Here is a 12,888-nt window from a genome sequence, read left to right as displayed (position 1 = left end):
GGGGTGCGATCGCACTTCTAAATTCAAATAAAATTAGTTTTATAAAATTAATGTCTCGAGCTTTGCCTGTACTTCTTCTATTAAATCTTGTGAAACACTTTCAACAAATTTTACCTTTCTTGCTTTCCAATCGAGTGTTTTAATTTGGTCGGATAACACAACTCCTTTTGTTTGCATTCCTTCAACAAGTGGAACTTCAAAATTAAGCCCTTTTGCCTTGCTAGTTATAGGACACGCTAAAACTAAAGAAGCGATTCGATTGTATTTAAGTGGAGATATAACAAGAACAGGGCGGTAGCCCATTTGCTCCCGCCCTTGCTGTTGTAGTTCATTGTTCATTGTCCTAGCAATGTCATCAAATGACATTCCTGATGTGTAGAGGGCAAATGTACGCTGAATTGAATCAACCGTAAACTGCTGTGTAGCTCCAAATTCTAATTTGATAATATCTCCTCTTTTGGGAAAGTATGGATTAACTACCAATCTTCATTCCCCACAGCGTTTCCAGTTTCAAATTCCGAATGGAATTGATCGGGAGTCATGCCTTCAAGCAACTCATCAAGAGTATACTTTTTTCTTTTTTGTGGTGTAATTATAATATTATTACCTTCCACACTAAGGTCTATAGCTGTCCCTTCGGTTACATGTGCTTGTTCAGCTACCGCTCTTGGAATCCGAATAGCTAAACTATTTCCCCATTTAGCAACAACTGCGGTCATACCTATCTCCAAAAATTTTCTTAGCGATCTACACGCCCGAACTTTAGATTTTCGGAGTGAAACACTTTTAAAAATTTTTCTAACGTATATACATTGAAGATACACGTTTTATTAGCGGGTGTCAACGTTCCCTTGTAGCTTTATTTGCGATCGCCTAGCAACTTCCTTAAAAGCAGATGCATCTATTGAGCATTTTGTCAACGTTTAGAGTGCGATGCCTACGGCGGGCAAAGCCTACGCAACCTAGTGTAAGTTGACCATTATCTTATCGATAACGGTCACTGATTAATTACCCCTACACATTAAATCGGAACAACATTACATCCCCTTCCTGCACAACATACTCTTTCCCTTCACTGCGAACCAACCCTTTTTCCTTCGCAGCATTCATCGAACCAGTTGTTACCAAATCTTTATAAGCAACAGTTTCGGCGCGAATAAATCCCCGCTCAAAATCACTGTGGATTACACCAGCAGCTTGAGGTGCAGACATTCCGGCATTAATTGTCCAAGCGCGGGTTTCTTTAGGGCCACAAGTGAAATATGTCCGCAAGCCTAGAAGCATATAAGTTGCTCGAATCAACGATTTCAAACCGCCTTCTTCCACACCTAAAGATGCGAGGAAATCAGCTTTATCTGACTCTGGTAATTCCACTAATTCAGCTTCAACTTGGGCCGAAACTATCACAACTTGAGCATTTTCTGTCGATGCAATTTGCCGCACTGTTTCCACAAAATGATTACCAGTTGCCAACTCATCCTCAGATACATTGGCGGCGTAGATAATCGGTTTATAAGTGAGCAGTTCTAAACCTTTAATAATTTCTGTTTCTTCTTCATTCAAGCTTACCTGACGCACCGATTTACCTTCATTTAAAGCCGCAGCTAATTTTTCTAAGACTGAGACTTCAAACTGTGCATCTTTGCTGGTACGAGCTTGTTTGCGAGTGCGGTCAATTCGCCGCTCAATTTGTGCTAAATCTGATAAACCCAGTTCTATATTAATGATTTCAATATCTCGCGCTGGATCAACAGAACCAGCAACGTGGATAATATCGTCATTTTCAAAACAACGTACCACATGGACGATCGCATCAACTTCCCGGATGTGGGACAGAAATTGATTCCCTAGTCCCTCACCCTGACTAGCACCTTTAACTAAACCAGCTATATCGACAAATTCAACCCGCGCCGGGATGATTTGTGCCGAACTGGCAATCTTAGCAAGAACATTTAACCGTTCATCCGGTACTGCGACAACGCCGACATTCGGTTCAATCGTGCAAAAAGGGAAATTAGCTGCTTCTGCTTTGGCATTAGCAACTACAGCATTAAATAAAGTAGATTTTCCGACGTTGGGAAGTCCGACAATTCCGGCTCTTAGCATTTTGGATTTTAGATTTGGGATTTTAGATTACATTACCAAGTTAATCTAAACAGGTTCTGGTATGGTTTGGGGAATCGGCCCTGGAACCGTCTGAGGAATGGGAGCAGGTACTGGTTCTGGTACAGGCCCAGGTAACGGTTGAGGAATCGCTGGCCCCGGTACAGGCTCGGGACTAGGTAGCGGATTCGGCCCAGGATTGGGGCTAGGTAGCGGACTCGGCCCAGGAGTAGGAATTTGTGGTTCAGGTATAGAAATCGCAGTCGGATTAATCATGGTAGATCTAAATTAAATTATTCAACCTTCCCACGCTAGATGACAACCTCATCTGTTGACATCTCCCCAAATAGCTATCTATCCCACGAACACATCCTTTAATAATTTACCGCCCTTCTCATCCTCCGCGTCCCTCTGCGCTTCCCTTTGCGCCCCTCTGCGTTTAAACTCCACCCCTCAATTCCCCACCATTTGCACAAAACTACTCCTCCTTAACCTTCTCCACCACCTCCGGCACTGGATCGTAACCACCTGGATGAAACGGATGACAGCGCAAAATCCGCCGAGTTGCCATCCAGCTACCACGCAACACTCCAAATCGTTCAATAGCTTCAATAGCATACATCGAACAAGTTGGTTGAAAGCGACAAGTCGGGAGAAACAACGGCGAGATAAACATTCGGTAGCCCCGAATCAGCCAAATAAATAATAATTTCATTGCAGCTACCCAAATCTTATAAATTAGTAACAGAGGTAAAACTTTTCATTTTTTTGCATCTTTGCTAATTACATTTTCTGACTTCACCTCAATTCCGGTTTTCTGGCTGCAAATTGCGATCGCTGCAATTTGGGTGTTACTCATCCTTCTGATTGCAGGGGTGGTAAACCGCTTTGCCGACAAGCCAGAAATCGTGCGGAAGATAGTTCATATTGGCACTGGTAATGTGATTTTAATAGCTTGGTGGTTAGATATTCCCGCCAGCGTAGGGATTACAGCTTCTATTTTAGCGAGTGCAATCACCTTATTATCCTACCGATTACCCATTCTTCCTGGTATTAATAGCGTTGGACGGCAAAGCTTAGGAACATTTTTTTACTCTGTCAGTTTCGGTATTTTAGTTGCCTGGTTCTGGTACTTGCAACAACCCCAGTACGCAGCACTAGGAATTTTGGTGATGACTTGGGGAGATGGACTAGCAGCCTTAATTGGGCAACGTTTTGGTAAACATAAATATAAAGTTTTTGGGACAGAAAAAAGTTGGGAAGGCTCCCTAACTATGATGCTCGTTAGCTATATCGTCAGTAGTTTGATTTTAGTTGGAACTCAAGGAAACAGTTGGCAAACTTGGGCAGTATCAATATTAGTAGCAGTTATAGCTACTGCTTTAGAAGCTGTTTCATTTTTAGGTATTGACAATTTGACAGTTCCTTTGGGTAGTGCAGCCCTTGCCTACTTTTTAAGTCAGTTAGTTTTGAGTTACTAATCTTTCCATTACATTAAAATTGAGCCAAGTCTATTACCGCGATCGCTCCAAAATCCAATCGAGTAAAATTGGATTGACTAACTCCGGCGCTTCATCCTGCGGACAATGCCCCACTCCCTCTAAAGGAATAAACTTTTCTACTTGCCCAAAGTTAGCTAATTCTCTCCCTAATTTAATTGGTTCCCACGGATCGGCTGTTCCCCACAAGATAATCGCCGGACACTGTAACAATGGCAAAAGGTCTTCTGGTAATGGCCCTGTAGAATAAGAAGTAAAAGCCAAAAACACAGCCCCAGCCCCCGGATCGCTTGCTGGTGAAGTGAGAATATCTACCAACTCATCTGTCACCATCTCAGCATTTGCATAAGCTTGCAACAAAATTTTCCGCACCGTTTTCGGTTTGGCGAGTTGATTGAAAAAGAAATCGCCAACTGGTTTGATAGATAACAGGCGTTGCAGTAGAGGCGCTCCGTAACGACGAGATAAAGGTAAAGTTACCCGTTTGCGATCGTGCAACAGCCGTAAAGAACAGTTGAGCAAAGCAACTCCCAAGGCAATATCTGGGTTGCTTACTGCTGCTTGCATGGCTACAATACAGCCAATAGAATTTCCGACTAAAAAAGCTGGCTCACCCACTACTTCACGACAAAAATCTGCTACCTGCTGTCCCCAGGTTTCTAATGTGTAGGCAATTTTTTCTCCAGGTTGAGGTTTTGCAGAAGCACCAAAACCAATTAAATCGATCGCATAAACACGGCAACTTTGTGCTAATACGGGAATATTCTTTTGCCAATGCCACCAAGAAGCGCCAAATCCATGTACCAGAACAACAGCTGGCCCAGTGGTTCCTTGGGTTTGATAGCAGATAGGGAAATCTTGCCAAATCCAGGTTTTTGTAGAGTTAAGTGCTGTTTTTGAACTTGAGGTTGTCATAAAAATTTGATGAATACAAGGGTAAAAGCCTTTCAGCAGGAAGACGCAAGTAAAATTGTTGTGAATTTGAATAAAATTTATCAAATTTTCAAAGTAAATCCTTTACTTTAGTGATAGCTTAGACAGACACCACGAAAACTTTTATGCTGATAGTTTTATCCAGCATAGATTTTCGTGTTGTTGATAGAGGTAATTTACTCACAACTTAGATTATGTCAGTATTAGAAGTCATAACTTCTACAATAATGTGAGTAATATCTTTGCTATTTTTAGATGTGAGAGAATTAGCATCAATGCTAGATTCAGTAGTTTCACAATTTACGATCGCAAATTTGGTATATAACATTGTCGAAGATGAGGCATCGGCTAAGGAGTGGTTTGCAACTGGAAACTGACGCTGAGTTTAACAATATTTTTCTTGTTCCTAGTTCTGCGAGCCAGAAATCATGAATCTACTAGAAACAATCGATACTCCCATTGGGAGCTATGCACCTGATTTTGAACTGCCAGGAATTGACGATCAAGTACACCATCTCAGGCGTTATCTTGAGAAGTTCCGAGCAGTGGGCGTTATTTCCATGTGTAACCACTGCCCTTATGTAGAGTGGTATATAGACAGGTTAAAAAACATTCAAGCCGAATTTGCCCCCAAAGGCTTCACATTAATTGGTATGAATGGCAGTGATGGTAATCACGTCACTAGGCCAAGCTTTGAAAATATGAAAGCTTTTGCCCAGCGTCACGATTTGAATTTTCCTTACCTGTGGGACTCGACGCAAGATGTAACGCGCAGTTTTGGTGCTATAAAAACACCAATGGCATTTTTAATAGATAGTAATGGTATAGTACGCTACAAAGGTAAAATTGACGACCATCCCCAAGACCCATTATCAGCGGGAGAGGATTATTTAAGAACTGCGATCGCTTCTCTGTTTCTTGGTGAAGAAATAGATATACCACAAACAGAAGCAATAGGTACTACATTGATTTGGCGTAACTAGACATAGATAGTCCCTGTAACTGCTATCTTAAATTGGAGGCAATTGCAACTTTTTTGATAAAGCGGAACTTCATGGGAACGAATTACCGACGGGTTTTACTCAAACTGAGCGGTGAAGCCTTAATGGGCAACATGGGCTATGGTATTGATCCCGAAGTGGTCAAAGGCATAGCACAAGAATTAGCAGAGGTGATAGCCACTGGCACTCAAATTGCCATAGTTGTTGGCGGCGGCAATATTTTTCGTGGCGTCAAAGCAGCGTCGGCGGGGATGGACAGGGCAACCGCTGACTATATTGGGATGATTGCCACGGTAATGAATGCCATGACGTTGCAAGATTCACTAGAACGCATAGGAGTACAGACGCGGGTGCAAACTGCGATCGCTATGCAAGAATTAGCAGAACCGTATATCCGTCGTCGTGCCATCCGCCATCTTGAAAAAGGACGGGTGGTAATTTTTGGTGCTGGTTCTGGAAATCCCTTCTTTACTACGGATACTACTGCGGCATTAAGAGCCGCAGAAATTGATGCAGAAGTGATTTTTAAAGCCACCAAAGTAGATGGAGTGTATGATGCCGATCCTCACATTTATCCTGACGCCAAGCGTTACAATAGCCTTACCTACGCGCATGTTTTAGCGAAAGATTTGCGGGTGATGGATAGTACTGCGATCGCCTTGTGTAAAGAAAATAATATCCCAATTCTGGTATTTGACTTAACGGTGCGAGGTAACATCCACCGAGCCGTCTTGGGAGAATCCATCGGTACCCTTGTGGGAGGTTCTTGTGATATTAGCTGACGCGAAAAGTAAAATGCAAAGTTCTGTTGATTCAACTCAACGAGCTTTTAACACGATTCGCACTGGTCGCGCCAATGCGAGTTTATTAGATAAGGTATTAGTGGACTATTACGGTTCGCCCACGCCCATAAAATCACTGGCAAATATTAGCACGCCAGATGCCTCAACAATTCTGATTCAGCCTTATGAGCGTAATACCCTAAACATCGTTGAGAAGGCGATTTCCCTCTCAGATGTGGGTTTAACCCCCAGCAACGATGGTTCTGTAATTCGGCTGAATATTCCGCCTTTAACCAGCGATCGCCGTAAAGAATTTGTCAAAATGGCATCTAAATATGCTGAAGAAGGTCGTGTTGCTATTCGCAACATCCGCCGCGATGCCATAGACGCGATTCGCAAACAGGAGAAAGCCTCTGAAATCTCCAAAGATGAATCAAAAGACCAACAAGATAGCTTGCAAAAACTGACAAACGAGTACACTGCCAAAATAGACTCACTCTTGGCAGAAAAAGAAAAAGACATCACGACTGTTTAAAGTTTAATGTCTGAAGCATAAAGGCTGAAGGATGATGGATAAATTCTTCAGCCTTTATCATTTCTTAGGTATTTAATAAAAATTGATTGAGTATCTCAATAGAAAATAAATTAATTCAGGAGCAAAAATTCAGCCTTATGTACGACTGCATCATCGTCGGTGCTGGGCCATCTGGTGGAACAGCTGCATATCATTTAGCTAAACAGGGCCGCTCAGTATTAGTGTTAGAAAAAGAATCTCTACCAAGATATAAACCTTGTGGCGGTGGGGTATCTCCAGCGATCGCTCAATGGTTTGACTTTGATTTTAGCCCTGCAATTTCTGTAAAAGCCGACTCCTTTCGCTTTACCTGGAAATTGGGCGATCCAGTGGAAGCAAAAATCGCCACAGAAGAACCAGTCTGGATGGTGCGACGAGATATTTTTGACCATTTCCTAGTGCAGCAGGCGCAGAAGCAAGGGGCTGAACTCCGAGATAATACTGAAGTAACGAGTATTGAATTTAAAAGTGACTATTGGCAAATTTACACAACCAATGGGCCGGTTACAGGTCGCTACTTAATCGCGGCTGATGGTGCTAAAGGGCCAATGGCAAAATGGCTAGGCTTCAAAGACCGTAAACGCAGTTTAGCAGCAGCTTTAGAAGCAGAAGTTTCTGCAACTGTCAAAGACAAATCTACAATTCACCTTGAGTTGGGCTTGGTGAAAAATGGCTACATTTGGAACTTCCCGAAGGCGGATGGTTATTCTATTGGTATCGGTACATTTGTTGGTGGTCAACCCCAAGATTTTAAAAAGATTTTAGATGAGTACGCGCGATCTTTTGATCTAGATATCAAAACTAGCAAGCAGTATGGTTATCCCCTTTGCTTGTGGAATGGAAAGCAAAAATTGCATACTCAAAATGCAGTTTTGGCTGGGGAAGCTGCTTGTGTAGTTTATCCCATGACAGCAGAAGGTATTCGTCCGTCAATTTTTAGCGGTTTGATTGCAGCAGGAGCTATTAATGACGCCCTTTCTGGTGATACCAACGCTTTAGAAAAATATACTGAAGCTATTAACGAAGAATGGGGTACTGAGATGGCTTGGGCACAAAAATTAGCTGGAGCATTCTATCGCTTTCCTGCTATTGGCTACAAAGTTGGTGTTAAGCATCCCTCCGGTGCCAAAATCATGGGTAAGATTCTCTGTGGAGAACTGCGATACAGCGACGTTACCGATCGCGCCCTCAAGCGTTTAATTCCTGGCTTTGGAGGTTAAGTATTAGGGATTAGGTAACGAATCTCTAATCGACAAGACGCCCATCCCACAAAAATTAATTAATCGGGTGGGCGTCTCACGCGCCCTATTTTCACTTTAACTATGCTCAAATATTGCAGCCTAAAGCGAAGTTAAAAATACCTAGAGAAAAGCCAGATAATCACTCCAGTTCCGAATACACAAAGAATTCCTGCCAAACCAGCTAGGGGTTTTTTATTCTTACCTGTGAACCAATCAGAGACTTTACCTGTATAAGTAATCAGTTCTGCTGTGTCTATTGTAGCGATCGCCCATATCCATCCCGCATGCAATCCCCAAGCTAAACCCAAATTGTTGCTAGAGGCAAAGCGTGCTAACACTAGCACCATTCCCATCAGCCACAATCCAGGGAGTTGAGGTGCGGTTTCACGTTGCTCCCAAACTAGGTGTAGCAAAGCAAATATCAAGCTAGAAATTGCTGCTGCTACCCAAACTGGATAATCCTGCGCTAATTCAGTAAACACGAAACCGCGAAAAACTAACTCTTCTATCCCACCAACTAATAACGCTATCAAGAAAATCGGTAGCAAGATGGGTAGCGCTAACTTGAAATTCGTCTTTTCAAAAGAACACCACCCTAACCCAAATTGCCCACTAAATACAATAGCTAGGCTCACGACTCCCAAAGCAAAACCTAGCGCTAAAGAACCAAGAGTTGAAAGATTCCCAACAAAGCCGTAATCTGAAAAAGATTTATTGGTAAGCCAACTAACTCCCCAGAGAATTAGGGGAGCTAATAGGTAGAGTGACACCAATAACGGCATCTTTTGCTCTGGCTGTAAAGGTTTAGGGGGTTGCCAATTGACCAATATTGCTGATACTGTTGCCACTGGCAACCAGCAAACTATCCAGAAAATAAAAAATGCCATCACTACAACTAGTGCTGGTGCATTTCCCATAAACGCCAATAAAGCGTTGATAGGAGACTCAAAGTAAGTTACTAAACTAAACAAAAAAAACACGATAGACTTCTTGCACTATAGATTTCTTGCTGATTAATCAAGACTCTACTAAAATTGGTGACTTCTGCAAGGGGTCTAATCGTATTCTTTACTTGTGACAAAATTTTCTAAATAGAGCTACTAGTACCGCAAAGCGGAAGTCAAACGTCAAAAGTCAAAAATCTTTAATTTTGAGCTTTATGGTTGTAATGAAATAATAAGTTTATTTCCGCCGACCTGCACTAGTTTTTGTTGGGGTAAGGATAAGTTATCATCACCTGAAACTTATCCCTACCGTCAGCAAATTTACTCTTCGTCTTCCAAATCTTCGTCCGATTCGTCAGAATCTATATCTTGTGAGCTTAGTTTTTTGTCACTTTCACCCAGCTGAATCAGGTGAATATGTTTGTATCCCAACCTAATTTCAAACTCATCTCCAGCCTTTAAGCCCATTGCTTTGGTATATGTAGCACCAATCACAATCTGACCATTTTGATGGACGCTAACCCGATATGTCGGTTCACGACCACGACCATCTTTAGGTGCTTCTGGACTTAGAGGAATCCCTCTAGCCGATAGCAAAGCGTCATAAAAATCAGTGAGATTGACACGAACTTGGTTATTCTTAGTAACAGTGTAATAGCCGCACTGTTTAGCTCTTTCTCGGCGTGGTAAAGTGGAAAGTTCTTTTACTTTAGCAAGTAGTGCTTTTCCGGTTAATGGCGCGGTTGCAGTTTCAGTCATTATGCTCAAATTTTCCTTACTCTCTCCAAACTGAAAAACGATGTAGTCTCATGCCAGCATTTGGCTTTTTAGCATTTGCATAGAGCTACTTAGGACTCTAGTGTAACGGGTCAATTCCTGCCGATAGGAGCCAAAAGCACGTCTATATATGGTTGTCCACAACCAATTAGAGGTCATAGTTGCCATAGAAATTAATTTTGCTGATTTCACGGCAATTTTAACCATTATTCGCCATCAGAAATGAAATTATTTTCTCTTTTGGCGCTACTGTAGCGGTGTAACTTTCAGCAACCTTTACAAATTGGGTTAATTCTACTCCAAATAAGTCGTAGATCCCAATAAATGCAGGTTTTTCACTTCTAGTGCTTGCCCCTCTGCCCAATGAAAAGGTAGAGTTTTTTCTACTCATCCTCTCAAGCTTAGGAAAGCATAGTATTTCAATAGAGTCCTATGGGCTTATGCCCTTTTGTCCTGCCAGTAGAGACGCGAATTTTCTTGTCTCTACATTACGATTTAACAAAGCAGTAGTAGCCGCGCTGATACGGCTATTGATTCTGTTTTGTGTTTTCGTAATTTTATATTAAATACTAGCATGGACTAATAATAGCAAAATAGTTGTTTAATTTTGAATTAAAGTTGCTAGTAAATTTTTATTTAAATTCCTGGACTGAAAGCTTGAAAAAAGCACTGAGGATTTTCCTAACCCTTTATTGCTAGCGTGAGTATTGCTCTATGCCTTTTATAAAAATTTATCTAATTTAGACGAGCAGTTTTGACCAATGTGTTAAATTCAAGATTTTCTTGATTGAGAGGAAGCAAAAATCTAAAAGTCTCACGCATCCGGGATTCCCGGTACAATAACTTTTATTTTAAAGCGGTAAGGATTTTTCCTCGGTTTATTATCTTTTGCTCAAAAGCAGTCAGAGAATTTTGTACGTCTGTCTATGGGAAGAATAAATCTCTTAACATCTGCCTATCGCTTGATTGCCACTACTATATATTGAACATACCCTTTTACACTTCTATATAATCAAAAAATTCCGTCAAGCGGTGGCTTCTGCTGAATTTTCTAGTTAGTTGCTCTGACTGAAGTTGACATTAAGAGGTGTCGCTAACCTGACATGCATTTAATTGGGATACGATCGCTAGGTCAGAGATGAAGGTAAAACGCTCTTTCCTTTACATTCCTAAACAGGTAAATTCAATGCAAAGCTATAATTACATTTTTAGCGTTTTATGTGAGAATTTGACACAAATCTTGGCTACAGCACTGCTATAAGTGAAGTTTGAATGGTTATCGTTAAACTAGAATCAGTCGCTCTTTCATGGTCAGCCTATTAACACTAGGCTTTGAATGAAGGTCAAAAAAGTATAGCTCATTTTTCGCAACTACCAGCCTTGAATCATGATTTTTAAGGCTGGTGAAGCAATTTTAAAATTTTGGTTAGTGGTCATGGAAGTAATTTTTAAGGTCATTCGACAGCAACAAAATTCCTCCCCAGTGGTGCAAACCTACCTTTTAGAGGTTCAAGCAGGTAATACAATTCTGGATTGCCTCAATCATATTAAGTGGGAGCAAGATGGAACTTTGGCGTTTCGCAAAAATTGCCGTAATACAATTTGTGGTAGCTGTGCTATGCGAATTAATGGGCGTTCGGCTTTAGCTTGTAAGGAAAATGTTGGCAGTGAACTTGCCAGATTACAACAAATAGCATCATCCCAAAGTAAAGTAAATCCCATTCCCGAAATCACGATCGCTCCTCTAGGGAATATGCCCGTGATTAAAGATTTGGTTGTAGATATGAGCAGCTTCTGGAATAATCTAGAAGCAGTTGCTCCTTATGTGAGTACGGCAGCACGACAAGTACCAGAAAGAGAGTTTTTGCAAACACCACAAGAGCGATCGCGCCTCGATCAAACTGGTAACTGTATTATGTGTGGTGCATGTTACTCTGAATGCAATGCCCGTGAAGTTGATCCAAACTTTGTTGGCCCCCATGCCCTTGCTAAAGCTTACCGGATGGTAGCAGACTCGCGCGATAGCGACACCGAAAATCGTTTAGCAAGCTACAACGAAGGTACTAAAGGCGTATGGGGTTGTACCCGTTGTTTATACTGCGATTCAGTTTGTCCAATGGAGGTTGCACCATTAGAACAAATCACCAAAATTAAACAAGAAATTCTCACCCACAAACAAGCCAGTGATAGTCGCTCAATTCGTCACCGAAAAGTATTGGTGGATTTAGTTAAAGAAGGTGGTTGGATTGATGAACGTCAATTTGGTTTACAAGTTGTCGGTAATTACTTTAAAGATTTAAGAGGATTACTCAGTCTTGCACCCCTCGGTTTGCGGATGATTCTTCGGGGTAAGTTTCCCTTGTCCTTTGAACCTTCAGAAGGGACAGAACAAGTGCGATCGCTCATTGAATCTGTGCAACAAGTAGAAGAAAGTAGGGAGTAGGGAGTAGGGAATAGGGAATTTTCTTTCACCACTCCCCACTCCCCACTCCCCATTCTTCAACGTGGTTCTTGAGGTATATTCAACGGCTGTCCATAACGGTCATATACTAAAATATCCCACTGCCCGTTGTTACTGGATTCAAAAGCAATCCTACTACCATCAGCGCTAATTGTAGGGTTGCGGACTTCAGATTGTAGGTTATTAGTCAAATTGCGTGATTGACGTGTTTCCCTGTCATAGAGAAAAATAGCCGATCGCCCCTGACGGCTAGCACCAAACACAACATAACGACCATCTTGGGTAACGCTAGGATGAGTTGCGATCGCATCAAAGGAATTTAAACCCGGCAAATCAACCAAATCACGAGTCACTGTATCAAACATATAAACATCTTGGCTACCGCGTCGGTCAGTAATAAAAACAATGTATCTCCCAGAAATTTGGGGGTTTAATTCCGACGCTAAACTATTGAGACTCCGCCCCCCCGGATCAAAGGGATAACTCAAAAGCCGAGGGTAGCCAAAACACCCAGTCAATAAACTAAAGGATAAAAATGCAGGTATAAAAAAAACACGTTTCATATAATTTAGT

Annotated in this window: 15 protein-coding genes; 6 read left to right on the top strand and 9 right to left on the bottom strand. The window is 41.7% G+C overall.

The features are described 5' to 3' along the window. Positions 1 to 39: 39 nt before the first annotated feature. The 5 genes from V7K25_RS01730 to yidD all read right to left on the bottom strand — a co-directional run bounded on the left by V7K25_RS01730 (position 40) and on the right by yidD (position 2,818). Positions 40 to 483, bottom strand: a complete 444-nt coding sequence (locus V7K25_RS01730; RefSeq protein WP_335154506.1) for a type II toxin-antitoxin system PemK/MazF family toxin — start codon at positions 481 to 483, stop codon at positions 40 to 42. Further along, complete coding sequence (locus V7K25_RS01725; protein ID WP_335154504.1) at positions 477 to 719, bottom strand: AbrB/MazE/SpoVT family DNA-binding domain-containing protein; 243 nt, start codon at positions 717 to 719, stop codon at positions 477 to 479. The genes V7K25_RS01730 and V7K25_RS01725 overlap by 7 nt, the downstream gene beginning before the upstream one ends. Positions 720 to 1,014: 295 nt before the next feature. After that, the gene (gene ychF / locus V7K25_RS01720; RefSeq protein ID WP_335154502.1) at positions 1,015 to 2,106 is read right to left on the bottom strand and encodes a redox-regulated ATPase YchF; all 1,092 of its coding nucleotides are present in this window, start codon (positions 2,104 to 2,106) and stop codon (positions 1,015 to 1,017) included. 45 nt (positions 2,107 to 2,151) lie between these two features. Continuing rightward, on the bottom strand, positions 2,152 to 2,379 hold the full coding sequence (locus V7K25_RS01715) for a hypothetical protein (protein WP_335154500.1): 228 nt from the start codon (positions 2,377 to 2,379) through the stop codon (positions 2,152 to 2,154). A gap of 202 nt (positions 2,380 to 2,581) precedes the next feature. After that, positions 2,582 to 2,818, bottom strand: coding sequence for a membrane protein insertion efficiency factor YidD (gene yidD / locus V7K25_RS01710; protein ID WP_012412579.1), 237 nt, complete (start codon positions 2,816 to 2,818; stop codon positions 2,582 to 2,584). A gap of 61 nt (positions 2,819 to 2,879) precedes the next feature. Here yidD and V7K25_RS01705 point away from each other — a divergent pair, with 61 nt between their 5' ends. Continuing rightward, positions 2,880 to 3,584, top strand: a complete 705-nt coding sequence (locus V7K25_RS01705) for a diacylglycerol/polyprenol kinase family protein (protein ID WP_335154498.1) — start codon at positions 2,880 to 2,882, stop codon at positions 3,582 to 3,584. 33 nt (positions 3,585 to 3,617) lie between these two features. Here V7K25_RS01705 and V7K25_RS01700 read toward each other — a convergent pair whose 3' ends face one another. After that, a complete protein-coding gene (locus V7K25_RS01700; protein ID WP_335154496.1) occupies positions 3,618 to 4,517 on the bottom strand; it encodes an alpha/beta fold hydrolase in 900 nt (299 codons plus the stop codon). Between the two features lie 446 nt (positions 4,518 to 4,963). On the opposite strand from V7K25_RS01700, the gene V7K25_RS01695 reads away from it, so the two are divergent. From V7K25_RS01695 to V7K25_RS01680, 4 genes are all read left to right on the top strand, one after another. Continuing rightward, on the top strand, positions 4,964 to 5,518 hold the full coding sequence (locus V7K25_RS01695; protein WP_335154493.1) for a thioredoxin family protein: 555 nt from the start codon (positions 4,964 to 4,966) through the stop codon (positions 5,516 to 5,518). A gap of 71 nt (positions 5,519 to 5,589) precedes the next feature. Further along, complete coding sequence (gene pyrH / locus V7K25_RS01690; protein WP_100898733.1) at positions 5,590 to 6,318, top strand: UMP kinase; 729 nt, start codon at positions 5,590 to 5,592, stop codon at positions 6,316 to 6,318. After that, positions 6,305 to 6,853, top strand: coding sequence for a ribosome recycling factor (gene frr, locus V7K25_RS01685; RefSeq protein ID WP_335154491.1), 549 nt, complete (start codon positions 6,305 to 6,307; stop codon positions 6,851 to 6,853). The genes pyrH and frr overlap by 14 nt, the downstream gene beginning before the upstream one ends. Before the next feature lie 137 nt (positions 6,854 to 6,990). After that, entirely contained in the window at positions 6,991 to 8,112 is a 1,122-nt protein-coding gene (locus V7K25_RS01680) for a geranylgeranyl reductase family protein (protein ID WP_335154489.1), read from the top strand. 131 nt (positions 8,113 to 8,243) lie between these two features. Here the strand turns inward: V7K25_RS01680 and V7K25_RS01675 are convergent, their stop codons facing one another. Together V7K25_RS01675 and V7K25_RS01670 are read right to left on the bottom strand one after the other, a co-directional pair. Next, positions 8,244 to 9,113, bottom strand: coding sequence for a CPBP family intramembrane glutamic endopeptidase (locus tag V7K25_RS01675; RefSeq protein ID WP_335154487.1), 870 nt, complete (start codon positions 9,111 to 9,113; stop codon positions 8,244 to 8,246). 285 nt (positions 9,114 to 9,398) lie between these two features. Further along, on the bottom strand, positions 9,399 to 9,836 hold the full coding sequence (locus V7K25_RS01670; protein ID WP_335154485.1) for an AbrB family transcriptional regulator: 438 nt from the start codon (positions 9,834 to 9,836) through the stop codon (positions 9,399 to 9,401). A gap of 1,453 nt (positions 9,837 to 11,289) precedes the next feature. On the opposite strand from V7K25_RS01670, the gene V7K25_RS01665 reads away from it, so the two are divergent. Next, the gene (locus V7K25_RS01665) at positions 11,290 to 12,297 is read left to right on the top strand and encodes a succinate dehydrogenase/fumarate reductase iron-sulfur subunit (protein ID WP_335154531.1); all 1,008 of its coding nucleotides are present in this window, start codon (positions 11,290 to 11,292) and stop codon (positions 12,295 to 12,297) included. Between the two features lie 56 nt (positions 12,298 to 12,353). On the opposite strand, the gene V7K25_RS01660 is transcribed toward V7K25_RS01665, so the two are convergent. After that, positions 12,354 to 12,878: a TolB family protein gene (locus V7K25_RS01660; RefSeq protein ID WP_335154483.1), complete on the bottom strand. Its 525-nt coding sequence runs from the start codon at positions 12,876 to 12,878 to the stop codon at positions 12,354 to 12,356. Positions 12,879 to 12,888: the final 10 nt, after the last annotated feature.

Origin of the sequence: Nostoc sp. (assembly GCF_036919495.1) — a bacterium.
In the GTDB taxonomy this organism is placed as follows: Bacteria; Cyanobacteriota; Cyanobacteriia; order Cyanobacteriales; family Nostocaceae; genus Nostoc.
This window is presented reverse-complemented; position numbering and strand designations above follow the sequence as displayed.